At 71.2% G+C, this 25,038-nt stretch carries 22 protein-coding genes; 8 read left to right on the forward strand and 14 right to left on the reverse strand.

The features are described from left to right. Positions 1-190: 190 nt before the first annotated feature. Positions 191-937: an SDR family oxidoreductase gene (locus ACFWXC_RS11740; protein ID WP_384476858.1), complete on the reverse strand. Its 747-nt coding sequence runs from the start codon at positions 935-937 to the stop codon at positions 191-193. Positions 938-1,075: 138 nt separating this feature from the next. After that, entirely contained in the window at positions 1,076-1,978 is a 903-nt protein-coding gene (locus tag ACFWXC_RS11745; RefSeq protein WP_384476861.1) for an RNA polymerase sigma-70 factor, read from the reverse strand. Positions 1,979-2,141: 163 nt separating this feature from the next. On the opposite strand from ACFWXC_RS11745, the gene ACFWXC_RS11750 reads away from it, so the two are divergent. Then, the gene (locus ACFWXC_RS11750; RefSeq protein WP_384476864.1) at positions 2,142-2,588 is read left to right on the forward strand and encodes a cupin domain-containing protein; all 447 of its coding nucleotides are present in this window, start codon (positions 2,142-2,144) and stop codon (positions 2,586-2,588) included. Between the two features lie 82 nt (positions 2,589-2,670). On the opposite strand, the gene ACFWXC_RS11755 is transcribed toward ACFWXC_RS11750, so the two are convergent. Next, a complete protein-coding gene (locus ACFWXC_RS11755; protein ID WP_384476867.1) occupies positions 2,671-3,144 on the reverse strand; it encodes a carboxymuconolactone decarboxylase family protein in 474 nt (157 codons plus the stop codon). Positions 3,145-3,346: 202 nt separating this feature from the next. Between ACFWXC_RS11755 and ACFWXC_RS11760 the strand changes: the two genes are divergently transcribed. Beyond that, a complete protein-coding gene (locus tag ACFWXC_RS11760; RefSeq protein WP_384476870.1) occupies positions 3,347-4,984 on the forward strand; it encodes a purple acid phosphatase family protein in 1,638 nt (545 codons plus the stop codon). Between the two features lie 290 nt (positions 4,985-5,274). After that, complete coding sequence (locus ACFWXC_RS11765; RefSeq protein ID WP_384476873.1) at positions 5,275-7,182, forward strand: FHA domain-containing protein; 1,908 nt, start codon at positions 5,275-5,277, stop codon at positions 7,180-7,182. A gap of 86 nt (positions 7,183-7,268) precedes the next feature. On the opposite strand, the gene ACFWXC_RS11770 is transcribed toward ACFWXC_RS11765, so the two are convergent. The 6 genes from ACFWXC_RS11770 to ACFWXC_RS11795 form a co-directional block, all read right to left on the reverse strand. Further along, positions 7,269-8,696 carry an alkaline phosphatase family protein gene (locus ACFWXC_RS11770; protein WP_384476876.1) on the reverse strand — a complete coding sequence of 476 codons (1,428 nt, stop codon included), beginning with the start codon at positions 8,694-8,696 and terminating at the stop codon, positions 7,269-7,271. Positions 8,697-8,933: 237 nt separating this feature from the next. Next, on the reverse strand, positions 8,934-10,289 hold the full coding sequence (locus tag ACFWXC_RS11775) for an RICIN domain-containing protein (protein ID WP_384477298.1): 1,356 nt from the start codon (positions 10,287-10,289) through the stop codon (positions 8,934-8,936). Between the two features lie 179 nt (positions 10,290-10,468). Beyond that, positions 10,469-11,437 (reverse strand): PfkB family carbohydrate kinase, encoded by a 969-nt coding sequence (locus ACFWXC_RS11780; protein ID WP_384476879.1) that lies wholly within the window; start codon positions 11,435-11,437, stop codon positions 10,469-10,471. Then, positions 11,434-12,912 (reverse strand): purine-cytosine permease family protein, encoded by a 1,479-nt coding sequence (locus tag ACFWXC_RS11785; protein WP_384476881.1) that lies wholly within the window; start codon positions 12,910-12,912, stop codon positions 11,434-11,436. The genes ACFWXC_RS11780 and ACFWXC_RS11785 overlap by 4 nt, the downstream gene beginning before the upstream one ends. A gap of 96 nt (positions 12,913-13,008) precedes the next feature. Next, positions 13,009-14,001 carry an ADP-ribosylglycohydrolase family protein gene (locus ACFWXC_RS11790; RefSeq protein WP_384476884.1) on the reverse strand — a complete coding sequence of 331 codons (993 nt, stop codon included), beginning with the start codon at positions 13,999-14,001 and terminating at the stop codon, positions 13,009-13,011. Further along, positions 13,998-14,717: a GntR family transcriptional regulator gene (locus ACFWXC_RS11795; protein WP_384476887.1), complete on the reverse strand. Its 720-nt coding sequence runs from the start codon at positions 14,715-14,717 to the stop codon at positions 13,998-14,000. Before ACFWXC_RS11795 ends, ACFWXC_RS11790 begins: the two co-directional genes overlap by 4 nt. 260 nt (positions 14,718-14,977) lie before the next feature. On the opposite strand from ACFWXC_RS11795, the gene ACFWXC_RS11800 reads away from it, so the two are divergent. After that, positions 14,978-15,184 (forward strand): DUF2180 family protein, encoded by a 207-nt coding sequence (locus tag ACFWXC_RS11800; protein ID WP_384476889.1) that lies wholly within the window; start codon positions 14,978-14,980, stop codon positions 15,182-15,184. Between the two features lie 116 nt (positions 15,185-15,300). Beyond that, positions 15,301-15,735, forward strand: a complete 435-nt coding sequence (locus ACFWXC_RS11805; RefSeq protein ID WP_384476891.1) for a Fur family transcriptional regulator — start codon at positions 15,301-15,303, stop codon at positions 15,733-15,735. A gap of 75 nt (positions 15,736-15,810) precedes the next feature. Here the strand turns inward: ACFWXC_RS11805 and ACFWXC_RS11810 are convergent, their stop codons facing one another. Beyond that, positions 15,811-16,419 (reverse strand): TetR/AcrR family transcriptional regulator, encoded by a 609-nt coding sequence (locus ACFWXC_RS11810; protein WP_384476894.1) that lies wholly within the window; start codon positions 16,417-16,419, stop codon positions 15,811-15,813. Between the two features lie 274 nt (positions 16,420-16,693). Here ACFWXC_RS11810 and ACFWXC_RS11815 point away from each other — a divergent pair, with 274 nt between their 5' ends. After that, complete coding sequence (locus ACFWXC_RS11815; protein WP_384476897.1) at positions 16,694-17,962, forward strand: MFS transporter; 1,269 nt, start codon at positions 16,694-16,696, stop codon at positions 17,960-17,962. 146 nt (positions 17,963-18,108) lie between these two features. On the opposite strand, the gene ACFWXC_RS11820 is transcribed toward ACFWXC_RS11815, so the two are convergent. The 4 genes from ACFWXC_RS11820 to ACFWXC_RS11835 all read right to left on the reverse strand — a co-directional run bounded on the left by ACFWXC_RS11820 (position 18,109) and on the right by ACFWXC_RS11835 (position 22,268). Further along, positions 18,109-19,827: an MFS transporter gene (locus tag ACFWXC_RS11820; protein WP_384476900.1), complete on the reverse strand. Its 1,719-nt coding sequence runs from the start codon at positions 19,825-19,827 to the stop codon at positions 18,109-18,111. A gap of 72 nt (positions 19,828-19,899) precedes the next feature. After that, complete coding sequence (locus ACFWXC_RS11825) at positions 19,900-20,298, reverse strand: MarR family winged helix-turn-helix transcriptional regulator (RefSeq protein ID WP_384477301.1); 399 nt, start codon at positions 20,296-20,298, stop codon at positions 19,900-19,902. A gap of 255 nt (positions 20,299-20,553) precedes the next feature. Continuing rightward, entirely contained in the window at positions 20,554-21,501 is a 948-nt protein-coding gene (locus tag ACFWXC_RS11830) for an ornithine cyclodeaminase family protein (protein WP_384477304.1), read from the reverse strand. Between the two features lie 5 nt (positions 21,502-21,506). Next, the gene (locus tag ACFWXC_RS11835; protein ID WP_384476903.1) at positions 21,507-22,268 is read right to left on the reverse strand and encodes an IclR family transcriptional regulator; all 762 of its coding nucleotides are present in this window, start codon (positions 22,266-22,268) and stop codon (positions 21,507-21,509) included. A 245-nt stretch (positions 22,269-22,513) separates the two neighbouring features. Between ACFWXC_RS11835 and ACFWXC_RS11840 the strand changes: the two genes are divergently transcribed. Together ACFWXC_RS11840 and ACFWXC_RS11845 are read left to right on the forward strand one after the other, a co-directional pair. Then, on the forward strand, positions 22,514-23,827 hold the full coding sequence (locus ACFWXC_RS11840) for an amidohydrolase family protein (protein WP_384476906.1): 1,314 nt from the start codon (positions 22,514-22,516) through the stop codon (positions 23,825-23,827). Then, entirely contained in the window at positions 23,824-24,909 is a 1,086-nt protein-coding gene (locus tag ACFWXC_RS11845; protein ID WP_384476909.1) for a dipeptidase, read from the forward strand. Before ACFWXC_RS11840 ends, ACFWXC_RS11845 begins: the two co-directional genes overlap by 4 nt. Positions 24,910-25,038: the final 129 nt, after the last annotated feature.

Raw genomic sequence — 25,038 nt, forward strand, 5'->3', positions numbered from 1 at the left:
GTCTCGGCCGGTCCCGGCCTGACGGGGAAGGCACCGTCCGACTCGGCACGAGCAGGAATACCGGAACACAGCCGGTGAGCACGGGCCCCCATACAGCCGGCTAGCGCACGCCCCGGAGTTCTCGAGTGCGCTCGGCGGCCGGGAAGCGGCCCCCGTCCTCCTCCTCACGGGAGCCGCCACCCGTCGACGCCTAGCGCTGCCCCGCGAGCCAGTCCGTGAACCTGACCTCGCCGAGGCTCGCGTCCGGACCGGGCAGGAGCGTGTCCTCCCGCAGCTCGGCACCCCAGTACCGCGCCTCCGGGTCCGTGACGACCTTGCGGGGGTCGTTCGTCGCGTCCAGCGCCATCCGGATGAACTCCTCGAGCTGGAACGCCTCGGGGCCGCCGACCTCCACCACGCCGTTGACCGGCGCGCCGACCGTGGCGCGGGCCACGGCCGCGGCCACGTCGTCGGAGACGAGGGGCTGGATCCTGGCGTCCGGCAGGCGCACGGTGTCGCCCTCGGTGACCCCGTCGGCCAGCCCCTTCGCGAACTCGAAGAACTGGGTCGCGTGGACGATCGAGTACGGGATGCCGGACGCCTTGATCAGATCCTCCTGGGCCTTCTTGGCCCGGAAGTATCCGCTCTCCTGGAGCCGGTCGGTGCCCACCACGGACAGTGCCACATGGTGCCGCACGCCGGCGTCGGCCTCCGCCTGGAGGAGGTTGGCCGTGGAGGTGCGGAAGAAGTCCAGGACGGCCCGGTCCTCGAACGAGGGCGAATTGGACACGTCGACCACGACCGAGGCGCCCTGGAGGACCTCGGCCAGTCCCTCGCCGGTGAGGGTGTTGACGCCGGTGCTGGGCGCGGCCGCGACCGCCTCGTGCCCGTGCTCACCTAGCCTGCCGACCAGCTTCGAGCCGATGAGCCCGGTGCCACCGATCACGACGACCTTCATGACGGAATTCCTCTCGGAGATTTTCTGGTGTCTGCACCAGAAGAGACCGGGCAGCTCCTCCGCCTGTGACAGCCCGTCCGGGAGAACGAGGAAAATCATCCGATGCCGCGTCCGGGTGCGGCCTGTTGGGCGAGGGACTCAGCCGTCCAGCGACGCCACGTAGGGGGCCAGCTTGGCCGGGTTCATCACCCACATGATGCGTTCGATGCCGCGTGCCGACACGTCGACGGACAGCAGCGCCACCGCGTGCCCGTCGGCCGAGATCAGGACGGCCGGCCGGCCGTTGGCCTCGACCCAGCGAACGTCCGCCTGGGGCCAGAACCGCGGCGCGAAGGCGACCAGGTACCGGGAGACATGCGGGAGCCCCAGGACCGGGATCTTGGACGCCCCGCGGATACCGCCGCCGTCGGAGTAGCTGACCACGTCCTCGGTGAGGACCTTTTCGAGCACCGACAGACGGCCGTTCTGCGCCGCCGCGAGGAACACCTCCAGGAAACGCCGGTGCTCGGTGGAGTCCACCGGTTCCCGGCGCTCCGCCGCCAGACGCCTGCGGGCACGGCTCACCAGCTGGCGCGCGTTGGCCTCGCTCGTCTCCACGATGTCCGCGATCCGCCCGTACGTGTAGTCGAACGCCTCCCGCAGCACGTACGCGGCCCGCTCCACGGGGTTCAGCTTCTCCAGGAGGAGGAGAACCGCCATGTCGAGGGCCTCCGCGCGTTCCGCGCCCAGCTGCGGGTCCAAGCTCGTGTTGACGGGCTCGGGAAGCCAGGGGCCGACGTACGACTCTCGACGCACCCTGGCGGACTGGGTGAAGTTGATCGCCAGCCGGGTGGTGACCGTGGCCAGGAACGCGGCCGGCTCGCGGATGCCGGCACGGTCGGTGTTCTGCCACCGCACCCACGCCTCCTGGACGATGTCCTCCGCTTCCACGGCGCTGCCGACCAACCGATAGGCGATACCGAAGAGCTGGGGACGCGCCCCGAGGAAGTCCTTCGTCGCCTGGTCGAGGGAGCCCGAGTCCCCGTTCTCACCGCCGCGCATCGATGTCCTCCAGAGTTGGATCATCATGCTACAAGCTGGCACCGCGCAGAACGGCACGGAACGGTATAAACCGTTCCCACCGTTGCAGAGATCCACCGTGTACCCGGTCATCGGTGGCGAAGGCCGGTACCGAGGGACGACGAATCCATGGAGGTGCCAGACCATGTCGGACAGGAACGCAGCGCACGGGCCCGGCGGGCAGCCCCGTCCGGAGGGGTGGAAGACGGCGGTGACGGTGTTGCAGGACGCCGCACCGATCACCGTCCCCGAGGGGGCCTCGGCGATGACCATCTATGTCGAGTGGGAGCCCGGAGACCCGGGAACGCCGCCGCACCGCCACTCGGGACCCGCGTTCGGGTACGTCCTCGAGGGCGCCGTCCGGTTCGAGCTGGAGGGCGAGTCCGAGCGGGTGGTCGAAGCCGGCGGGACGTTCTGGGAGCCGGGTGGTGATGTGATCCATTACCAGGACGGCAACGCTCTCTCGGATGCGCGGACCCGGTTCGTCGTGACCATGATGTGCGCAGCGGGCAAGCCCATGCTGGAGCTGGTCGACGAGAGCGAACTGGCCGAGCGGGCCCACCTGCGCGCCCCGCGTCCCACCACGGACTGACGGGACGGTGGACCGGCCGCGCCTTCGCCTTCCCCTCCGCAGCGAGGAGAAGGCGCGGCCGGCCCCCGGTGGCGGGCGTCGGTCACCCGAACTGGCCGGGCTGGTAGTCCCCGGCGGGCTGCTGGTTGATGACGTTGATGCGGTTGTAGGCGTTGATGACGGCGATCAGGGAGATCAGGGCGACGAGCTGTTCCTCGTCGAAGTGCTTGGCGGCGTTGCCCCACACCTCGTCGGAGACGCCCCCGGCCGCGTCGGCGATCCGGGTGCCCTGTTCCGTCAGCTCCAGCGCGGCGCGCTCCGCCTCGGTGAACACCGTCGCCTCACGCCAGGCGGCGACCAGGTTGAGGCGCTGCGTGGTCTCCCCGGCGGCGGCGGCGTCCTTGGTGTGCATGTCGGTGCAGAAACCGCAGCCGTTGATCTGGCTCGCGCGGATCTTCACCAGCTCCTGGACCGCGGTGGGCAGCGTCGAGTCCGAGACGGCCTTGCCGGCCGAGTTGATGTGCCTCAGCACCTTCCCCGCGAGCGGGTGGCCGAAGTAGTCGAGACGCGATTCCACGATGATCTCCTTGCCGTGTAGCGGATACACACCAATGACCGGAGCGGCCGGCCATGTGTGACAGGAAGTCCTGTGTGATGTGGGTCTCACCCGATGGGTCCAGGATTGGCGGATTGGTCAAGGCCAGGGCGGCTGCCGGTAAAGACGACGGCATGTGTCGGTCTTGGCGGCCTTATGCCTGACGTGTGACGGCCAGGTGGCCATGTGGTGTTCATGTGGCGGCAGTTGGGCTGGGTCAGAGGGCAGATCGGCGGGGGATCCGGAGGGAGGTTCGGAGGGGTTCAGCCGGCGGCACGCGCTGGGCCTGCTGGGGACCGCGGGGGCGGGCGCCGCCGCGACCGGGCTGCTCGGCGCGGGTACGGCACAGGCCGCACCGCTCGCCGCACCGGCCTTCCACCTCACCGCGGACTCCTCCGGAGCGCCTCCGGTCCAGGGCCTGCACCTGACCTTCGGCGCGGACCCGCGCACCCGGATGACGGTGTCGTGGATCACGGACCGTCCGGTGACCAAGCCCGTCGTGCGCTACGGCACCCTTGAGCACGGCTTCGGATCCAGCAAGAAGGCCCAGACCGTCACCTACGTCGACGGCACCTCCAACCGCACCGTCTACGTCCACCACGCCCTGCTGAAGGGGCTCACCCCGGACATGGACTACCTCTACCTCGCCACGCACGAGGGGGCGACCCCCGACAGCGGGACGTTCCGCACGGCTCCGCAGGGCCGCCGGCCGGTCACCTTCACCAGCTTCGGCGACCAGTCCGCTCCGCAGGTGACCTGGGCGGCGAACGGCACGGTGGGGCTCGACGCGAACTCCACTCCCGCGTCGAAGGACATCGTCACCGGCATCGAGCAGGTCGCCCCGCTCTTCCACCTGCTCAACGGCGACCTGTGCTATGCCAACCTGGACGTCGACCGGGTGCGTACCTGGAACAACTTCTTCACCAACAACACCCGCTCGGCCCGTTTCCGCCCCTGGATGCCGGCGGCCGGCAACCATGAGATCGAGAAGGCCAACGGTCCGATCGGGCTCGGTGCCTACCAGGCCTACTTCTCCCTTCCGTCCACCGAGACCGACGCCGAACTCGCGGGTCTCTACTACGCGTTCATGACCGGCTCCGTCCGGGTGATCGTGCTGCAGAACGACGACAACTGCCTCCAGGACGGCGGCGACGTCTACATCAACGGCTATTCCGGGGGACGTCAACTCTCCTTCCTGGAGAAAGAGTTGAAGGCGGCCCGGTCGTCGAGCGACATCGACTGGGTGGTCGTCGCCATGCACCAGGTCATGGTCAGCTCCACGGACGCGAACGGCGCCGACCTGGGCCTGCGCCAGAAGTACGGCTCCCTCTTCGACCGGTACGGCGTGGATCTGGTGCTGTGCGGCCACGAGCACAACTACGAGCGTTCCCTGGCCGTCCGCGGAGTGGTCGGCGGAACCGAGACGCTGACCCCCAACCCGGTCTCGACGGCCACCGACGACATCGACACCGGCCTCGGCACCGTGCACATGATCCTCGGCGGCGGCGGAGTCTCCGGCACCACCAACCAGAGCTTCTTCAAGGACGGCACCGGCAAGGTGATCACGTCCGTGTCGGCGACCCCCGGCTTCAACGGCAAGCGCACCTCCACCTACACCAAGGAGGAGGCGGTCTGGATCGGCGTCCGGGACACCGAACACCCCTACGGCTTCGCCGCCTTCACCGTCGACCCCGGCAGGCACCCTGGTGACACCACCCGGATGCACGTCACGTACTACAACGTGAACAAGCCGAACGGCGAACTGTCCGTCTTCGAGAACTTCACCCTGCACCGCAAGCGCTCCGACGGCCATGGCCACTGACCCTGAGCCTGACGGGCCGGCAGGGAAACGCGGGCCGGGCGGCATCCGCCCGGCCCGTTCGCGGCTTTCCTGCGGCGGCTTCCACACTGGCCGAAAACCGACGAACTCCCGCCAGATCGGCAGGGATTGTACCGAAGCGCGCACTGGAAATACTTGGCTAAGCAAGTATATGCTCCCCGGTGGGGGGCGATTGGCGGACAGACCCGCACGCCGCTTTGGGAACTGCCGCGCTGTAGCGCATGATCGGTGTCCCGGTTCAACAACATGACAAGCTTGTGGAAGGAAGTGCCGTGGCACCGGTGCTGGTCGGACTCGAAGGTCTGCTGGCGGGGGAGCGCATCCCGGTCCTGGACACCCGCGTCACCTTCGGGCGCAACTCGGAGAACACCGTCGTCATCTCCAGCCTCAGCGTCTCCCGCTTCCATGCGGAGATCGTCTTCGACGAGGACAAGGGTTACGTACTGCGTGACCTGGAGAGCAGCAACGGCACTCTGGTCAACGGGGAGGAAGTCGAGTCCCGGCTGCTGCAGCCCGGTGACGAGATCTCCCTCGGTGACCAGGAGTTCCGCTTCGAGGTGGCGGACGCCATGGAGACGATGATGGCGCTCTCCCTCCCGCGCTCCGTGACGCACGGCGCCCAGGAGAGCGAAAGCGGGCCCGTCCTGCGCGTCACCGTGGCCGGCGGTGGCCCGGTCGGCCTGTCCTTGGCCCTGCTCCTCGAGCACTTCCTCGGCCCCCAGGTGCAGGTCACCGTCTACGACGGCAGGTGGCGCAAGCAGGGCCGGAACGTCGTCTGGAAGGGCCCGGACGAGGGCAACGTACGGCGTCTGCAGGTGGTGACCGTGCAGAGCCGCCAGTACCTCGCCTGGCCGGAGGAGGTCCGGGAGCGCCTCTTCGAACCGGAGCACTTCACCGAGATGTGGCCCTCCGGTCCGGACTCGGTCGGCGACAACCACCCGCGCAACATGCGCATCGCCTACATCGAGGACCGGCTGCTGGAGCTGGCGAACGAGAAGCGGGACCGGATCCGGCTGATACCCGCCCGGTTCACCGCGGAGGAACAGCAGGAGGCGCTCGCCACCCAGCATGTGCTGGCGATCTGCGACGGCGGCCGCTCGCGCACCCGGGACCGCTTCGCCGCCCGCTTCGGCAAGGCCGACGAGTCGATCTACTCCCTCGACGGCCGCCACCTGCAGGACGTCGTCCTCGGCCTGCGGGTGAAGTCCGGCCTGACCGACCCCATGGCGGTGCTGCTGACCGTCGCCCAGAACCGCTTCCTCCTCAACTCGCTGCGCGGCGAGGGCTTCCTCAACATGCGGCTGACCGACGCCGAGGCCGCGGAGGTCATCGGACTCGACCCGGTCCGCCGTGTCTTCGAGGAGTGCATCGCCTCCCGGCCGTGCCTGATGGACCGCGACGAGCATGGCGACTTCCAGTGCGCGACGCACGGCACGCTGTTCCTGCCCGCGCTGGTCAAGGGCTCACCGCTGTGGCGCCGGGTGCGCGAGGGGCTGGCGCTGTTCGGAGTCGAGTCCGACGACCTGTCGGCGGTCACCAGCTTCCGCCTCGACATGGTGCAACGCCCGCGCTTCTCCGCCGAGTTGCTGCCGCCCACCGCCAACTCCCCGGGCACCTACGGCTTCCTCCTCGGGGACGCGGCCAACGCCATCCACTTCTGGCCGGGCCGCGGCCTGAACAGCGGTCTGGCTTCGGCGATCTCGCTGGCCCGGTCCCTCAACGGGGCGTGGCACGGGCGGCCGTTCCGGGACGCGGACTTCCTGCGGCACGAGGCGGCCATGTCGATGCTCCAGTACCGGCACAAGAGCCGGGCCTGGAAGGCGATGGTCACCACCGACGACCAGGGTGTCACCTGGGCCATCAAGGACATCATCGGCCACGGCATCGACGGGATCCCCGACGAGCCCGACCGTGAGGCGGACACCAAGACGCTGCTGGAGCGTATGCAGGCCATCCGTGCGCGTCTGGCCCTCCGGCTGGAGGGAATGCCGGACGACGAGGCGATCCTGGAGCGCCTGCGCACCCTGCAGCCCGCCACGTTGCGCATGCTCGTCCTGAGCGGCGCCTGGGACACGCTGACGATGGGCGGCGAAGAGGTCGACATCGACATCTTCTACGGCGAGGACTCGTCCGCGGCCGCCGCGGCGGTGGGCGCACTGGAGCCGGCCGCCAAGCCGTAGAACGTACTCCGTTCGGCGCGCGCCGAACGGACGGCCCGTTCGCCTGGCACCCCGCCGCCGACCACGGCGGCGGGGTGCGATGGCGGTCAGGTGTGGGGGCGGTGGCCCTTCTCCTGGTGCGGGTAGCTCTGGTCGGCCTGCGGGAGCGTGGGCTTGGGGAGGGTGGCGACCTCCTTCTTCGCCTTCGCCAGCTGCTCGGCCGTGTTGTGGGGGAGGCGGGGCGGGCGCGGACGGGCGTCGCGGAACCGGAAGGCGGAGGTGAGGTCGCCGAAGGTCGCACGGCGCCAGTCGCTGACGTTCGACTCCTCGACACCGGTGAAGCGTTCGAGGAACTGCAGGGCGGAGGTGTGGTCGAAGGCCTCGGTGGCGACCCAGCCGCCCACCGTCCAGGGGGAGACGATGATGGCGGGGACCCGGAAGCCGCCGCCGATCGGCAGGCCCTGGATGAACTCGTCCTTGGTGCCCGCGGGCGGGGTCGGCGGGACCACGTGGTCGAACAGGCCGTCGTTCTCGTCGTAGTTCAGGATGAACGCGGTCTTGCGCCACACCTTGGGGTTCGAGGCGATCGCCTCGATCTTGGACGCCACGTAGTCGGCGCCGGCGGCCGGCAGGTAGTTCGGGTGCTCCGACTGGTAGCTCGTGGGGCAGATCCACGACACCGTCGGCAGGCGGTCGTTGCGGGCGTCGTCCTCGAAGGTGCCGTGCGGCTGCGGGCGTACGCCCCGCTCGTACAGGTCGGAGCCGGGCTGCGCGTTCTTGAACGTCGCGAACTGCTCCAGCATGTTCGTGCCGTAGTCGTCCTCCTCCTGGTACACCTTCCAGCTGACGCCGGCCGCCTGGAGGCGCTCGGCGTAGGTGGTCCAGCGGTACGGAGTGGGCGCGACGTTGCTGATGATCGGGCCGCCCTGGGTGCCGCCCGGGTCGATGCTCCCGGTCATCCACATCAGCCGGTTGGGCCAGGTGGGGCCGAAGACGGAGCAGAAGTAGTTGTCGCAGATGGTGAAGGTCTCCGCGAGGGCGAACTGGAAGGGGATGTCCTTGCGGGTGTAGTAGCCCATCACATACGGGCCGTTGACGCCGTCGGCCTTGCGGTGGGCGGGCAGCCACTGGTCCATCTTGCCGTTGTTCCAGGCCTGGTGCTGCACCGACCAGGCGTGACTGGTGGACGGGATGGCCTGGGCGCTCGACGTGTGCGTGTCGAGGTGGAAGGGCAGCAGGTAGCCCTTGGGGTTGACGGCGTCGGGCTGGTAGAAGACGGACCGCCCGTTGGCCAGCTTCAGCGCGTGCGGGTCGGCGAAGCCGCGGACACCGGAGAGAGTGCCGAAGTAGTGGTCGAACGAGCGGTTCTCCTGCATCAGCATGACGACGTGTTCGATGTCGTGCAGGGAGCTGTTCTTCGGCGGTCCGGCGGCGACGGCCTGCTGGACACTGGGCGGCAGCAGGGAGAGGGCCGCGGCGCCGCCGAGCGCGCCGGCGGCGGAGCCCAGGAGTCTGCGACGGGTCAACTCGGCCATGGATGCTCCATTCTCAGGTCCTCGGGGGGCGAGAACCTTTGCGGGAGTGACGGCAGGCCCGGCCGTGAGGACGGGCCGCCGTTCACTGTGGGCTCCAGGAGGTGGGGTGCATCAGGGGCGGCTGATGAACTCCGGGCCAACGCACGGAAGGAGTTGGCCAGGCGTTTACCTACAACACCCCTTCGTCGCACGGGTGTTGCCGACCGTTGAAGAACGGTGGCCGCTACATGAGTCGGGTCACTGGCCCGGCGTGAGGATGTAGGTGTTGAGGGAGCCCACGGTCGTGAGCGGGGTCGGTGACCCGGTGTCGTAACGGTCCACGGCGAGATAGTTGGGCTTCTTGCGGGCGGCGGGGGTGCAGAAGTTCTGGGCGCGGTTGAGGAGCTTGCCGTTGTCGGTGGCGGCGGTGGAGCTGATCGGGTAGTCCCGGAAGTGGTTCATGACGAAGAGCGGGTGGAAGGCCGCCGAGTCGGTGGTGAGGGGTCTGTCGGTGCCCCAGCGGCTGTAGCAGGACCAGTCGGAGTCACCGAGGCCGCCGCCCATGGACCAGTAGTTCTCCACGGTCCATTCGCGCTGGTACATGACGCCGAAGGTGTCGCGGGTGGTCCAGCCGTTGGCGGTGTCGCTCGCCCGGGTCCGGTCGCTGAAGATCAGCAGCTGCTTGCCGCGGGCGGCGAGGTCGGCCATCGTGGGCCAGCCCTTGGCGGCCACGCCTTCCTGGTCCGGCCGGTACAGCACGTCGGAGAGGCCGTTGACCGAGGCCAGGGACGACTTCAGGACGTCGGAGGAGGCGTAGTCCTCCAGGAAGACGGTGGCGAACTGGCCGGGGTTGGCCTTGAGGAAGTCGACCATGCGCTGGAGGTCGGTGGCGAGCGGGACGGGGTTGCTCACGCCGTCGCAGCTGTTGTGGCAGAGCACGGCCTGGCCGGAGACCGTGTAGTCGTCGAGCATGAAGCCGCGCACGCCGTCGGACAGCTGCCGGCTGATGCCGTAGTTCTGGTTGGGGAACAGGTTGACGGGGAACGAGGCGAAGTTGCCGTCGGAGCCGTTGGCGAAGGCGTTGTGCGCGGTCAGGAAGGTGACCTGGTCCAGGGTGCGGGTGTCGGCGGAGGGCATCGCCGTGGTGGCGTAGGAGACCGGGGTGAGGTACCAGCGGGCGAGGTCGCCCCCGGAGCCGAGCTGTACGGCGCCGGAGTCCGAGGCGGAGCCGGTGAGGTACTGCGAGGTGCCGGGGGCGGCGACGGTGTACGTGCTGTCGGCGCCGGCCGTGATGCTCCAGGTGGTGCCGTCCGCGCCGCAGGCGGCGGTCACCGCGGCGGTGCCGCTGCGTCCGAGGCAGGTGCCGGACTCGTCGGCGTTCTGGAGCTGATAGCCGCCGCCGACCGCGACGGCCGTCCACTGCTGGTGGTCTTCGTTGCCCTTGGGGTTGTGGGCCGCCACGGTGCCACCGCTGTCGGCCGCGTTGCGGCCGGTGACGAAGTTCTGCAGGTAGACCGAGGCGGTGGGGACGGCTGCCGAGGCGGTGCCCGGCAGCAGGGCCGGTGCCGACAGGGCGAGGACGGCGGAACAACACAGGACGCGCAGGGGGCGCAGTCGCACGGGATTTCCCTTCACTCTGACACGAGATGCCAACGCTGTCAGAGGCATGAGATATCTGGTGGGACGTGTGCTGCGCCAGTGGTCCTGATTGAATTCCTTGCCCCGCAACGGGATATGACGATATGTCAGCCACCTCGTCGCCGGCCGGTACCGTCAGGATGCGCCGCCGCGTCTCAGCGGTCCCCGGTGCCGGAGATCGCCTCGGCGAGGGGGTCGCCGGCCAGGAACGCGGCCAGCTCCGCCCGGCCGGGCGCCGTGGCCGGGCCGCGCCGGGTCACCGCGTAGGCCGCCGCCGCGTTGGCGCCGCGTGCCGCCGTCAGCGGGTCGAGCCCCTGGCCGAGCAGGGCGAGGAACGCACCGACGTGGGCGTCGCCCGCGCCGTTGCTGTCGACCGCCGTGACCGGGAACCCCGGTACGTGCGCGGGCGGCTGACCGGGGGCGGCCAGCCAGCAGCCGTCCTTGTCGGCCCGTACGAGCACACCGGCCCCCGGTGCCAGTCCTTGCCGAAGAGCCGCCGCCGCGGAGCGGGGGTCCTCGTGCCCGGTCATGAGACGCGCCTCGCGGGCGTTGGCGCTGAGCCAGTCGGTCCGTGCGAGGACGGGGGCGAGGACGCTCTCGGGGATGTCGGCGACCAGAGGCCCCGGATCGAGGCAGAGAGTGATCCCGGCGGGCAGCGCGGCGGTGAGGCCGGACAGCAGCGGGCCGTTGCCCGGCAGGGCCAGCCCGTAACCGGAGAGCTGGAGAAGGTCACCGGGGCGCAGGTATGCCGCGACGGCGGCCGTGTCGGCCGGGGCCAGGGTTGCTTCGGCCCCGAAGCTGGTCACGAAGGTGCGTTCGCCGCCGGAGTCGACCAGGGCCACCGTGAAGCCGGTGTCGCGGTCCGTGCGGGCGGGCAGCAGCGTCCCGATGCCCTCGGCGGCCAGCGCCGCGCGGACCAGGTCGCCGTGCGGTCCGGTGCCGTGCAGACCGGCGTAGACGGCCTCCGTGCCCAGACGGCGGGCCGCGACCAGCATGTTGAAGCCGCCGCCGGCGGTCGTCTCGGTCCGGGTGCCGATGACGTCGCCGCCGCGTTCCGGCAGCGCGGGCACCTCGATCACCAGATCGGCGATCACGTTCCCGGCGAGGACCACCCGGCCGGTCATCGTCCGGCTCCCTGGAGGCGCGCGGAGGCGGGTTCGCCGCCGCCGGCGGGGACCGGGGTGTCGCGTCGGCCGAAGAGTGCGTACACCCCGGCGGCGACGGCCATCGAGACGGCCCAGCCGAGGCCGTTGACGCCGAACCAGGTGTCGGAGAGCGGGCCCGCGAACCAGACGTCGGCCGCGCTGGTGGACGCCTTGGTGAAGAGCAGGCCGGCCACGATGGCGAGGGCCCAGCCGAGCACGGCGGGCAGGCGCAGGCCGCCCGTGTACCAGTACGCGCTGGAGCGGGTGGTGTCCATCAGGGCCTGCGGGTCGTAGGTTCGGCCGCGCAGCGAGTCCACCGCGACCACACCGATCCAGGCCGAGATGGGCACGGCCAGCAGCGTCAGGAAGGTCGAGAACGGGCCGTAGAAGTCGTCGGCGATCAGCATGAAGTAGATACCGCCGGCGAACATGACCACGACGTCGATGCCGACGGCGTAGGCGCGCGGCACCCGCAGGCCGAGGGTGATCATCGTGAGCCCCGCGGAGTACGTGGAGAGGTGGTTCGACATCAGCAGTCCGCCGAAGGCCGCGACGAGGTACGGGATCGCCATCCAGGTCGGCAGCATCGCGTTGATCGCCGCGACCGGGTCGGAGGCGGTGGCCAGCGTCCGGTCGCCCGCGGAGAGCAGCGAGCCGAGCGAGATCAGCAGCACGAGCGGGATGCCCGCGCCGAAGGCCGAGGCCACCACGAGCCGCCGGCCCGGGATCGCGCGGGGCAGGTAACGGGCGTAGTCCGCACCGGCGTTGGCCCAGCCGATGCCGGTTCCGGAGGCGATGAACCCCACGCCGGCGACCACCGCGCTGGCCGGCCCCGCCGGGGCGTCGAGAACCTTGCTCCAGTCGACGGTCGAGATCAGGAAGCCCATCACGATGAGGTTGAGGAGGCCGAAGACGACCGTGGCCCACTTGTTGATCCACATGATGGTGGCATGGCCGAGGCCGCTGATCAGCAGCGTGCAGGCGATGAAGACCAGGAGGCAGACAAGGGTGAGCACGGTGTTCCGTCGGATGCCGAACGCCGTGTCGAGCAGGGCCAGCAGGGCGTAGGCCGCGGTGGTCGTGGAGATGGTCTCCCAGCCGACCCGGCTCAGCCAGGTGATCAGGGTCGGACCCGCGTTGCCGCGCTGCCCGAAGACCGCGCGGGACAGGGTCAGAGCCGGGGCGCCGCCCTTCTTGCCCGCCAGGCTCAGGGCGCCCACCAGGGCGAAGGAGCCGAACGAGCCGAGGACGGCGACGAGCACCGACTGCCAGATGTCCAGGCCGCGGAAGGCCACCAGGGTGGCGCCGAGCGGCAGTCCGAGGATGCTGATGTTGGCGGCGAACCAGGTCCAGAACATCTGGCCGGCGTGGCCGTGGCGCTCACTGTCGGGGACCGGTTCGATCCCGCGGGTCTCGATGGCACCGACGCGATCGTTCGTCTTCGAAACGGCCATGACGGAACCTCCTTGCAGGGTGCGGTGCGGAAGGACGGGCGGTGTCGTGATCCAGGGCGGCGCACGGGACGCGCTCCCCTGGTGAGGGCGGATGAATCAGCGGAAGGTGAGCAGACGGGCCGTCAGAGGCTCCAGTTCGAGGGAGTTGACGGTTCGAAGGGTCCGTACGGCCTCGGCGGGCAGCGCGGAGAGCCCGGCGACCGAACCGGCCACCGCCCCGGCGATCGCGCCGATGGTGTCGCTGTCGCCGCCGAGGTTGGCGGCTAGCAGCGCGGTCCGCCAGGGATCGCCGTCGGCCAGGGCGAGCACCGCGAAGGCGGCGGGCACCGACTCCTGGCTCGCCACGCTGGTGCCGACGAGCGCGACCACACGGTCCAGGGCCTCGGCCTCCGGGAGGTCCCGAACCAGCTCCCAGGCCCACTCGATCCGGGCGGCGATGTCCGCTCCGGCGATCCAGTGCCCGCGCCGCGCACCGGCGCGGGCGGCGGTCACGGCGGCGGTGACGGCCTTATCGAGCGAGCCGCCGCCCACTCCGGTGCTGACGGCGGCGGCCACGGCGGCCGCGCCCGCGATGCCGATCGTCGTGTCATGGGTGACCTGGCAGGACTCCACGACCCGGTCGACGAACGTGTCGAGCGGCTCGGCGGCGAAGGCGATCCCTACCGGGGTGACGCGCATCGCGGCGCCGTTCGTCGTGCCGTTGCGGCCCGCCTCCTGGGGGGAGACCCCACGCGCCACCGCGTCCAGCGCGGCCTTGGTGGACGGACCGAGGAGATCGAAGGACCCCTTGGCCTTCATCTCCTTCTCCCAGTCGAGCAGTTCATGGGCCAGGCGCAGCGGATCGATCCGCCCGTGGCCCTCGTCGATGAGCCGGGCGACGATGACGGCCTGTTCGGTGTCGTCGGTGACGGACCCGGCGGGCATGCCCGCGCTCACCGGATTGTCGGGCCGGGCGGCCTCGAAGCCGGTGAGGGTGCCGTAGACCCGGACGACGTCCTCCCGGGACATCACCTGGGTGGGCATGCCGAGGGCGTCACCGAGGGCGAGTCCGTAGAAGGCGCCCAGGGCGCGGTCGAGTCGGTCGGTCACGAGCGGCCTCCATGGCCCGAGCGGACGTGCAGTTCGAAGTGGGCGGGATCGAGCAGACTGCTGACCTGCTCGACGACCGAGCCGTCGGCGGCCCGGTACACCTGGTCCAGGCGGAGGAAGGACTCACCGGGGGAGCGGTGCAGTACGACCGCCTCGTCCGCCGCCAGCCCGCGCACCGAGACGACTCCCTCGCCGGAGTCGGTGATCCGGCCCGCCGCGATCAGCGCCCGGCTGAGCGAACCGCCGTCGAGACCGCGCTCGGGCAGCCCGGCCAGGCTCCCGCTGGCCGGCACCCGGCTGCGTTCCAGCGACACGCCCGGCCCGTCGGGCAGCCGTCTGACCCGGTCCAGGGCGATGAACGCGTGCGACGTGAGCCCCAGCCGCGCGGCCAGCTCCGGATCGGCGACCTCCTCGAAGCGGAGGATCTCGGTGGTGAGTTCGGTGCCCTGTTCGGCCAGGGACCGGGTCCAGCCGAGGCGGTTGTCGATCGGCGTCCCGTCGAAGGTGACGAACGAGCCGATCCCCGCGTGGGTGGCGATGAGGCCCTCGTCGCCGAGAACCTGAAGAGCCTGCCGAAGGGTGGTCCGGCTGACGCCGAACCGCTCGGTGAGCGCGTGCTCCCCGGGGAGCCGGCTGCCGTCGGCATGGACCCCGGCGCGGATCTCGTCGGCGAGGACGCGGGCGATGCGATGGTGCTTGTGAACCTGTCCAGGCATGTCTAGACAGTAGGTGAACAAGTGCGGGCGGTCCAGACCCCCCGGACGATTTCTCTTCTCACTCTAGACTTGACTCTGTCAAAACTGGCGGGCTATGTTCGACGTGTGCCCAGGGAGCGAACGCTCGTCGCGGCACATGGCCATCCCGGCCGGAAACGCCTTCCAACTGCCCGAGGGTGCGCAGTGCGGCGTCGGCGGGATGCGGAAACCACGCACCCCACTTCGCAAGGCGAGTGGGCCAGTTCTCTTCGGGAAGCACCATGCACTGTTACGACTGCGCCCAGGACGGGCGTAACGACACCACCGGGATCGGCGCCTGTACCCGCTGCGGACTCTTCACCTGTGCCGACCACTCGCGGATCCTGCGGACGACCGTCCAGCGGCCGATCGGCGTGATCCCCATGACGAGCGTCCGCCCCGCCCGGCGTCTCGTCTGTGGCTCCTGCCGCACGGCGGAAGCCTCCTAGGGGCTCCTAGGGGCGTCCGCCCAGATCTGACCGAGTCAACTCTGGGTTGTATCGTGGGCCGCGCCGGCACTGTGCCCGCGCGGAAGCGCCGCCCGGATCTGCGGAGGAGAGTGACCATGGAGCAGCTGGTGGGTGACCTGCTCAAGCGCAAGGGGCTGCGCAGCACGGCCCAGCGCCGGGCGGTGCTGACCGCGCTGCAGGGTCATCCGCACTCCACCGCGGCGGACCTCGAGGCGCGCATCGGCGCGGACCCGGCCGCGGCCGGCGGACTCTCCCGGCAGGGCCTGTACAACGTCCTGGAAGACCTGGCGAAGGCGGAGCTCGTCCGCTGTATCGAGCCCGCCGGCTCACCTGCCCGGTACGAGCTGCGGGTCGGCGACAACCACCATCACCTCGTCTGCCGCCGCTGCGGTCGGATCGAGGACGTCGACTGCAGTGTGGGCGCGGCGCCCTGTCTCACGCCCGAGAAGGACCTGGGCTTCGCCGTCGACGAGGCCGAGATCACCTGGTGGGGACTGTGTGCGGAGTGCCAGAAGGCCATCGGCGTCTGAAGCGGCCGCCGGTGGCCGGACGCGCCGTCCGCCCGGACCGCGACTGACGCCGACGGGCCTGCGGGCGGCCCCTGTTCAGGGCGCGTCCGCGGCTCCGTCCCGCCGGGCGCCGGGCAGCTGCGTCACATGGTGTCGCAGGACCGCGCGGACCGTGTCCGGGTCAAGACGGTCGGGGTGGAGCGCCGCGTTGAGGGCGAGGCCGTCGAGGACGGCGGCGAGGTGTTCCGTCGCCACCGGGTCGGCCACATCCAGCCGGCGCAGCAGCCGGCCGCTGATGTCCCGCAGTCCGTCGTGGAGTTCGGTGGCGATCGCGGCCAGGGCGGGGTGCGTACGCGCGGCCACCGAGAACTCCAGCCAGACCGCCGTCTCGTCGGCGCGCGCCGGGTCGAGCGGCAGGAACTCGCTCGCGATCGCCTCCACGAAACGGCGGGGATCCTCACCGTGGCTCTGCTCTTCCAGCCGCGTCAGCACCCGAGCCTCCACGCGGTGCACCATCTCGCGGGCCGCGACGCAGAGCAGCTCGGCGTGGCTGTCGAAGTAGTGCCGTACGGAGCCGACGGCGAGCCCCGCCTCCGCGGCCACGTGCTGGAGGGTGGCCGCCTGGATGCCGCCGCGGGCCACGACCCGGAAGACGGCCTCCGCCACTTCGCGGCGACGCTGCTCGGGATCCACGATCTTCGGCACCCGTCCTTCATAGCACGACCATGCTACGGATTCTGATCAGCGCATCCAGGCCAAAAAGACGACCGAACCGACCCCGCAGGCCGTGGTGACGCAGGTCACCCTGCTGTTTGAGCCGATCGCGGAATGCACACCCGGTCCAGCTCGCTGCAACGTTCTTGGGGTGTGCTGGGCAAGGGTGCTCGGCGCGACGGGCCCCGGAGGCCGAAGACAGCTCCCGGTCCCGTTCCGCTCCCCGTCCCCGGACCACCGTCCCCGAAAGGTTCGCTCACCCACCATGCCATTGGCTCTACTGGCCCTTGCCGTCGTCACGTTCGGAATAGGCACCACCGAGTTCGCCACCATGGGCCTGCTGCCCCAGATCGCGGACGGGGTCGGTGTGTCGGTGCCGCACGCCGGCAACCTCGTCTCGGCCTACGCCCTCGGCGTGGTCGTCGGCGCCCCCGTGCTGACGGGCATCGGCGCACGGGTGTCCCACAAGCGACTGCTGCTCCTGCTGACCGGACTGTTCGTGGTGGGCAACACGGCGTCCGCGCTCGCCCCGAACTTCGGCCTGCTCTTCGCCGCCCGCTTCCTGGCCGGACTGCCGCACGGCGCGCTGTTCGGCGTGGGCGCCGTCGTCGCCTCCCGGCTGGTGGCCCCGGAGCGCGCCGCACGCGCCGTCTCCAGCGTGTTCCTCGGGCTCACCATCGCCAACATCGTCGGCGTGCCCGCCGGTACCGCCCTCGGCCAGCATCTGGGCTGGCGGTACGCCTACTGCGGGGTCGCCGTCATCGGCCTCGTCGCGCTCGCCGCGCTCGCCCTCCTCGTACCCCACCAGCCGCGCGGCCCGCAGGCGGGCATCCGGCGGGAACTGCGGGCGATGGGCAACCGGCAGGTGTTCATCGGCCTGGCCACCGCCGTCGTCGGGTTCGGCGGCTTCTTCGCCGTCTACAGCTACCTCGTCCCCATGCTGACGCACCTGACCGGCATCTCCGACTCCTCGACGACCGTGGTCCTCGCCCTCTACGGCGTCGGCATGACCCTCGGCACCCTGGCGGCGGGTCCCCTCACCGACCGGGCCCTGCGCCCGACGCTGTACGCCGGGATCATCCTGCTGGCGGCCGCTCTGGTGACGTTCTACTTCACCGTCCACAGCACGGTGCCGGCGCTGGTGACGGTCACCTTCATCGGCGCGATGGGCGCGCTCATCACCACACCCGTCCAGATGCTGCTGATGATGAACGCGAAGGACGCCCCGACGATGGCGGCCGCCTCCAACCACTCCGCCTTCAACATGGCCAACGCGGCCGGTGCCTGGCTCGGCGGCGTGGTCATCTCGGCGGGCTGGGGCTGGGCGGCCCCCAACCTGGTCGGTGCGGCCCTCGCGATGGCAGGCCTGGCGCTGGCCGTCACCGGCGGCATCCTGGACCGCGGCAACCGTCCCTCGAAGGTGATCACCTCCCAGGGCGGCGGCGAGGCGGGCCACGTGTCCGTGGCCACCGCTTCGGCCACCTCTGAGATCGGCCCGGAGCGTGCTGTCGAGGACCACCGCCCCGCGACCTGACCCACCGGCCCGTGCTACCGGGCACCCACGGGCGGTGCCGACCGGACCGGAGCCGGAGGCGCGGCCCCTGCGGTGAGGCACTCATGGGGGACTGGGGCAGGCCGGGAGGTCAGGTCCCGATGGGCCGGGCCGGCCGGATCGCCTGATCAGGCCGGGGTGTCGCGCAGTTCCGCGAGGGTGGACGCCGTCAGCTGCAGGGGCGCGTCGGCCGGGTCGACGAGGACGACCGTGCAGGTCGCGGCGTGCGCGAGCGCGGTGGTGAGACTGCCGTCGGCGAACTGGGCGAGCGGACCGCGCGGCGAACGCCCGACGGCGATGGCACGCGCATGGACCTCGGCGGCGTGCCGGGCCAGCACCCGCCCCGCGGCGGCGTGATCACCGACGCTGTCGAGGACCTGGCCGGTGGCGGCGAACCCCTGGGCGGCGAGCCGGTCCAGATGGGCGGTCACGGCGGCCCGGGCCTCCTCGGCGGTCTCGGTGTCCGCCGCCTGCTCCTCGACGACGGCGGTCTGCTGGACGTGCACCACCTCCAGCGGGCTGGCGGTGTCCCGCGCGAGCCGGGCGGCCGCGTCGACGATGGTGGCGGCCCGTTCGTGGTTGCCCACCGCCACGACGACCGGACCCGTGCCGGCCGGAACCCGCCGCCCGACGGGGGTGAGGGTCGGGACGACCGGCTCCCCGCCGAGGCGGGTCTCCGCCTCGCGCAGCAGCCGGTGCCCGCTGGCCAGGACCGGAATCGCCAGCAGGAAGGTGCCGGCGCCCAGATAGAACGGCACGCTCAGGTCGGTGGCGTCCGCGAGCCTGCCGGCGACGTACGGGGCCAGGCCGCCGCCGATGAACCGCAGGAAGCCGTACGAGGAGGAGGCCACCGGACGTTCCACCGGCGAGACCACCATCACCGCCTGCGTGGTGAGGGTGTTGTTGACGCCGATGAAGATGCCGCTGACGATGACGGCGACGATCACGACCGTCGGCGTGTCGACCCCGGCGGCGATGACGGCCATCACCGCGCCGAGGCCGACGAGGTTGGCGTACAGCACCGGCGCGGTGCCGAACCGGGCCTGTAGACGCGGCGCGAAGAAGACGCTGAACGCGGCCACCAGCAGGCCCCAGCCGGTGAAGACGAGCCCCAGCTGATGGGCGTCCAGTTCCATCGGGTAGGGCGCGTAGCCGAGCATCGTGAAGAAGCCCCAGTTGTACAGCAGGGCCATGATGCCCATGGTCAGCAGACCGCGGTGGCGCAGCGCCGCGATCGGCGCCAGCGGTGAGGTACGGCGTTCCGGCTTGGGCAGCGACGGCACGAACGCCAGCGTCGCGACGAGCGCGATCGCCATCAGAACGGCCACGCCGAAGAAGGGACCCCGCCAGCTGATGGCCCCCAACTCGCCGCCCAGCAGGGGGCCGACGGCTATGCCGAGGCCCAGGGCGGTCTCGTAGAGGATGATCGCGCCGCCGAATCCGCCGCTCGCCGAGGCGACGATGACGGCCAGCGAGGTGGCGATGAACAGGGCGTTGCCGAGTCCCCACCCGGCGCGGAAACCGACGATACCGTCGATCGAGCCGGAGGCGCCGGCGAGCGCGGCGAACACCACGATGATCGCGAGCCCGGCGACCAGGGTGCGCTTGGCGCCTATCCTGCTGGACACCCAGCCGACGATCAGCATCGCGACCGCGGTCACGATCAGATAGCTGCTGAACAGCAGCGAGACCTGACTGGGGGAGGCGTGCAGACTCTGGGCCAGGGCGGGCAGGATCGGGTCCACCAGGCCGATGCCCATGAACGAGATCACACAGGCGAACGCCACGGCCCACACGGCCTTCGGCTGCCTGAACGGGCTCGCGGTTCTCGGGTGCGGAGTACTCATCAACGGTCCTCTCTCCGGATGCGGACGGACGGGACAGCCCCTCGGGGATGGGCAAGGAGGGGCAAGGAGGGGTCAGCCGCGGGCCCGGCCTTCCTCGATCGCACGGGCCAGGGCGGGCAGGGCGAGCCGCACGGCCCGCTGTTCGGGCTCGGTCAGCTCCTGGACCAGTTCCTGGAGGGCGTGGGAGCGTTCGGCGCGCCGCTGCCGGAAGACGTCGAGGCCGGTGATCTCCACGAGGACGCCTTGGCCGTCGGTGCGGTCGGCGTTGCGCGCCACCAGTCCCGCGCGCTCCAGCCGGCCGACGAGCTGGGTCATCCCCGGCTGCGAGACGCCTTCGGCTCGGGCCAGTTCGGTCAGCCGCAGCGGACCCTCCCGGCCCAGCCGGGCCAGCGTGGCGGAGGCGGCGGTGCTCAGACCGCCGGCGGTGACGCTGTGCCGCACATGGCGCACCAGCTGCTCCACGGCGATCATCAACTGCTCCGCCGAACCCGCGGGGCCCTCCGCACCCGCCGGCCCGCCGGAGGCGCCCCGATCTTCGACCCGGTTCTCCATAACGGAACTATGCATCTAGATGTACGGTGAAACAAAGGGTCTGGATCGGAGGATTGCCGGGGAGCGCCCGGGTCGGGGGGAACTCCTGCCGGGACGGGCGGTGCCGGCCGAGTCCGCGGATGGGACGGTGTCACTTCCCCGGCCGGCGGCTGCCGTTGCGAGCGGCCCCGCCCGTCACAGATCCACGCGCACTCCCCACCCCTGTTCGAGCGCCACGTCGTAGGCCACCCGGACCGCCGCCACGTCGAGCGCCGCGTGACCGGTGGACTTGAAGACGGTGAGGGCGTCGGCGTCACCGTCCCGCCCCGGGTGGTCGCCGGCCAGGACGGACCCGAGGAGGGTCACCGTCCGGCCGGGGGAGAGGTCCTGGAGCTCATGGGCGCCCGCCGGTGGCGGTGCGGTGGCCGCACCGGTCCACTCGGTGAACAGGGCCGCGTCCCCTACGGTGCCGGGATCCAGTTCGGGCCCCTGGGAGCCGCCGACCGACGAGACATGGACGCCGGGAGCGAGCCACTCACGGCGGATCACGGGAGTGGTGGCGCCGGTGCAGCAGAACACCACATCGGCCTCGCGTACCGCGTCCTCGATACCGGCGGCGACCCGCGCGCCGGGATACGACTCGGCTGCCGCACCGGCCCGCTGCGGATCACGGCCTGCCACCGTCACCTCGGCCTCCGGCCGCACCGCCGCGAGCAGGGCCAGCTGGGCGCGCGCCTGGGCGCCCGTCCCCACCACCGCCACCCGGCCGAGACCGGGGCGGGCGGCCAGGGCCAGCGCGCTCTGCGTGGCGGACGCCGCCGTGCGGACCTCGGTCAGCGACTCGCCGTCCACCAGTGCCAGCGGCCGCCCGTCGTGCTCGTCGAACAGCGCCACCAGCCCCCGGTGGAAACCGCGTCCGAGGTGGCCGGGATCCGCGGTCACGGTCACCAGCTTCGCGGCCAGCCCGAGCCCCGGGACGTAACCGGGCATCGCGCCGAGCAGGCCGGCCGGCGTCAGGGCGGCGATGCGGGGCGGGGCGGAGACCTCGTCGTGGGCGACTGCCACGAGCGCCCGGGCCACCGCGTCGAGCACGGCGTCTGGTCGCAGCGCGGCAGCCGTCTGCCGACGGTCCAGCACCAGCATCCCGCTCACCGGCCGGCCCCGGGCGTGTCGGCGATGAGGGCCGTCACCAGTTCGTCCGTGGCCGCGCGCAACTCCCGCTCCACGGAAGCCAGTTCCGGCCCGTCGAACTCGGCATCCGGTCCCACGACCGTCAGCGCGCACACCGGAGCACCCGGAGCAGGCACCACCGCCCGGCTCACGGACGCGACCAGCTTGTCGTTACGGCCGTGCTCCACGGCGACACCGGTCCGCTCCACCTCGGCCAACTCCCGCGCCACGTCCTCGGCGTCCTCCGGCAGCCCGTCCAACCACCGTTTCCTCGCCTCCGGTTCGAGCGCGGCGACCAGGGCCAGCGGCCCGGCGAACCGCCGTACCGGCAGCAGCTCGCCCCGCAAATGGCTGATCATGGCGAGCCGTTCGGGCCTGACCACGTCGATCACCCGGGCGCCGCCCTCCTCCAGCACCTGGAGGTTGACCATCATCGAGGTCGCGGCGGACAGCCGTTCCAGCACCGGACGGGCCAGTGCGGTCAGCGAGTTGCCCGCGGCCGAGGCGGACATCCGCAGCACCGCGGCGCCGGGCAGATAGCGGTCCCCGGCCCGCAGCACCCAGCCCCGGCGGACCAGGTCCAGCAGGATCCGGTAGGCGGTGGCGCGGTGCAGGCCCACCTCGGCGGCCAGATCGGTCAGCCGCACCGGGTGCGGTGCGCGCGAGACGGCCTCGACCAGGTCGAGCGCCTTGTCCACGGCCGACCGGGGCGGTGTCGCGGTACGGGGTGCGACGGGCATGACAGCGGTTCTTCCCTCTCGTCCACGGTGCGGCCACGGACCGGGGTGTCCTGATCCGCGTCCTGTGCGGTGGCCTCTCCGGCGTCCCGTCCAGGGTCCTGCCCGGCGTCCCGTCCCGCGTCCTGTCCGGTTCGGGTCCTTGCGGCGATCCGCCGACCGCGGAGTACAGTACCTGCGTTTTCATTACACGATACAGCTGTTACCTACAGCGTAACAACGTGCTGTTTCCCGGACCGAAGGTGACCATGACCGACCTGCCCCCGGGCGCCCCGACCCCCTGGGCCGCACCGCCCCGCGGAACCCTCACGGTCTACCGCGGTGCCACCCTCTTCGACGGCACCGGCGACCGGTCCCGCCCGAACACCACGATCGTCACGGACGGCGCCCGGATCCACACCGTCACCGGTGACGGCGACCCGTTGCCCCCGCTCGCGGCCGACGCACCCCGTGTCGACCTCGACGGGCGGTTCGTCGTCCCCGGCCTGATCGACACCCACCAGCACCTGGCCACCCCGCCCGACCGGCCCGTCGCCGAGGCCGTGCTCCGGCGCCTGGTGCACAGCGGGGTCACCGCCGTCCGTGACATGGCCGACGACCTGCGGCACATCGGCGACCTCGCCCGGGCCACCCTGGTCGGCGAGATCCCCGGCCCTGACATCCGCTACGCGGCGCTCATGGCCGGGCCGTCCTTCTTCGACGACCCGCGCACCCACGAGGTCTCCCGGGGCGCCGTACCCGGTGCCGTCCCCTGGATGCAGGCCGTCACCCCGGACACCGACCTGACGATCGCCGTCGCTCTGGCCCGTGGCACCCACGCCGCCGCGATCAAGGTCTACGCCGACCTGGACGCCGCGACCGTCGCCGCCGTCACCGCCGAGGCGCACCGTCAGGGCATCGCCGTCTGGGCACACGCCACCGTCTTCCCGGCCGCTCCCGGCGAGGTCGTCGCCGCGGGTGTGGACAGCGTCTCCCATGTCACCCTGCTCGCCTTCGAGGACCCCACCGAGCCGCTGAGCAGCTACAAGACCAAACCCCGCGTCGACCACGACCGTTTCACCACGGGCGACGCCCCGGAACTGGCCGCCCTCTTCACCGAGATGCGCCGCCGCGGCACCGTCCTCGACGCCACCGCGTCCATGTGGACCAGCGACGAACTCCGGGGAGACACCGCCGAATCCGCGGAACGGGCCCGCCGCAACGCCGAGTTGGCCGCCGCCGTCACCGCCCAGGCACACCGGGCCGGAGTCGACCTCTGCACCGGCACCGACCACGAGACCGACCCCGACGACCCCTTCCCGGCCCTCTACGGCGAACTCGCCTTCCTCGTCGACCGTTGCGGCATCCCCGCCGCCGACGTCCTGCGCTCGGCGACCCTGGTCGGGGCCAGGGCCGCCGGCACCGAGGCGGACATGGGCAGCGTCGAAGCCGGAAAGCTCGCCAACTTCGCCGTCCTGGACGAGGATCCGCTCCGGGACATCGCCAACCTGCGCACCCTCACCCTCACCGTGAAACGCGGCCGCCGCTTCGACCGCGCCGACTTCGAGAAGGACGCCCAGTGACCGCCGTCGCCCACCCGATGATCGTCAACGCGCTGGGGCAGCTCGACAACCCCAACACTCCCGCCGCCCGAGCCGTGGCCACCCAGCTCAACCCGTCCAGCGGTCAACTCGCCGTCGACGCGCGGGCGATCGCCGACGCCCACGCCTCCGGTCTGACCGCCGTCAACATCACCCTCGGCTACACCATGGGCGACCTGCCGCCGTACGAGCACACGCTCGACGAGATAGCCGTCTGGGACGGGATCCTCGACGCCCACCCGGCCGACCTGATCAAGGTCCGTACGACCGACGACATCCGACGCGCCCACCGCGAGCGACGGATCGGCGTCATCTACGGCTTCCAGAACGCCGTGGCCGTCGGCGAGGACCCCGCCCTCGTCGACACCCGCGTCGCCGGCTTCGCCGAGGCCGGCGTACGGGTCGTCCAGCTCACCTACAACCAGGCCAACCACCTCGGCGACGGCTCCATGGCCACCGCCAACCGCGGCCTGACCCCCTTCGGCCATCGTGTCGTCGAAGCGCTCAACGACCACCACCTGATGGTCGACCTCTCGCACAGCGGGGAGAACACCTGCCTGGACGCGGCCCGGCACTCCCGGCAGCCCGTCTCGATCAACCACACCGGCTGCCGCGCCCTGACCGACCTGCCGCGCAACAAGACGGACGAGGAACTCCGTCTGGTCGCCGACCGAGGCGGCTTCGTCGGCATCTACTTCATGCCCTTCCTCAACCCGACCGGGCACGCCACCGCCGCGGACGTCGTCGAGCACGTCGTGCACGCGGTCGACGTCTGCGGCGAGGACCACGTCGGCATCGGCACCGACGGCAGCGTCACCGCCGTGGATGACCTCGACGCCTATCGCGCGACCCTCGCCGAACACGTCGCCGCCCGCCGGGCGGCCGGCGTCGGCGCGGCCGGCGAACGGGCCGACACCTACCCCTTCGTCGTGGACCTGCGCGGCGTGGACCAGTTCCGCGACCTGATCCGCCTCCTGGAGAAACGCGGCTACCGCTCCGAACGCATCGAGAAGATCCTCGGCCACAACTTCCTCGACTACGCCGACCGCGTCTGGACAGCCTGAGCTCGTTCCTCAACCTCCGGCAGGGTGGGGCCGGCGGAGTTCGGAGTCTGCGGCTCGGGTGTGCTTCTCGATCGGCTGTGGCCGCGCTTCCGTGATCTGCACCGTCTCGCGCGTCACCCGTAGCCGCGC

Source organism: Streptomyces sp. NPDC058683, from assembly GCF_042716195.1.
Lineage (GTDB): Bacteria > Actinomycetota > Actinomycetes > Streptomycetales > Streptomycetaceae > Streptomyces.

What these genes read in the sequence shown, in the direction of transcription:
- ACFWXC_RS11740 (WP_384476858.1), bottom strand. Translation starts at nt 937, where the DNA reads ATGAAGGTCGTCGTGATCGGTGGCACCGGGCTCATCGGCTCGAAGCTG.
- ACFWXC_RS11745 (WP_384476861.1), bottom strand. Translation starts at nt 1,978, where the DNA reads ATGCGCGGCGGTGAGAACGGGGACTCGGGCTCCCTCGACCAGGCGACG.
- ACFWXC_RS11750 (WP_384476864.1), top strand. Translation starts at nt 2,142, where the DNA reads ATGTCGGACAGGAACGCAGCGCACGGGCCCGGCGGGCAGCCCCGTCCG.
- ACFWXC_RS11760 (WP_384476870.1), top strand. Translation starts at nt 3,347, where the DNA reads ATGTGGTGTTCATGTGGCGGCAGTTGGGCTGGGTCAGAGGGCAGATCG.
- ACFWXC_RS11770 (WP_384476876.1), bottom strand. Translation starts at nt 8,696, where the DNA reads ATGGCCGAGTTGACCCGTCGCAGACTCCTGGGCTCCGCCGCCGGCGCG.
- ACFWXC_RS11780 (WP_384476879.1), bottom strand. Translation starts at nt 11,437, where the DNA reads ATGACCGGCCGGGTGGTCCTCGCCGGGAACGTGATCGCCGATCTGGTG.
- ACFWXC_RS11785 (WP_384476881.1), bottom strand. Translation starts at nt 12,912, where the DNA reads ATGGCCGTTTCGAAGACGAACGATCGCGTCGGTGCCATCGAGACCCGC.
- ACFWXC_RS11795 (WP_384476887.1), bottom strand. Translation starts at nt 14,717, where the DNA reads ATGCCTGGACAGGTTCACAAGCACCATCGCATCGCCCGCGTCCTCGCC.
- ACFWXC_RS11800 (WP_384476889.1), top strand. Translation starts at nt 14,978, where the DNA reads ATGCACTGTTACGACTGCGCCCAGGACGGGCGTAACGACACCACCGGG.
- ACFWXC_RS11805 (WP_384476891.1), top strand. Translation starts at nt 15,301, where the DNA reads ATGGAGCAGCTGGTGGGTGACCTGCTCAAGCGCAAGGGGCTGCGCAGC.
- ACFWXC_RS11815 (WP_384476897.1), top strand. Translation starts at nt 16,694, where the DNA reads ATGCCATTGGCTCTACTGGCCCTTGCCGTCGTCACGTTCGGAATAGGC.
- ACFWXC_RS11820 (WP_384476900.1), bottom strand. Translation starts at nt 19,827, where the DNA reads ATGAGTACTCCGCACCCGAGAACCGCGAGCCCGTTCAGGCAGCCGAAG.
- ACFWXC_RS11825 (WP_384477301.1), bottom strand. Translation starts at nt 20,298, where the DNA reads ATGATCGCCGTGGAGCAGCTGGTGCGCCATGTGCGGCACAGCGTCACC.
- ACFWXC_RS11830 (WP_384477304.1), bottom strand. Translation starts at nt 21,501, where the DNA reads ATGCTGGTGCTGGACCGTCGGCAGACGGCTGCCGCGCTGCGACCAGAC.
- ACFWXC_RS11835 (WP_384476903.1), bottom strand. Translation starts at nt 22,268, where the DNA reads ATGCCCGTCGCACCCCGTACCGCGACACCGCCCCGGTCGGCCGTGGAC.
- ACFWXC_RS11840 (WP_384476906.1), top strand. Translation starts at nt 22,514, where the DNA reads ATGACCGACCTGCCCCCGGGCGCCCCGACCCCCTGGGCCGCACCGCCC.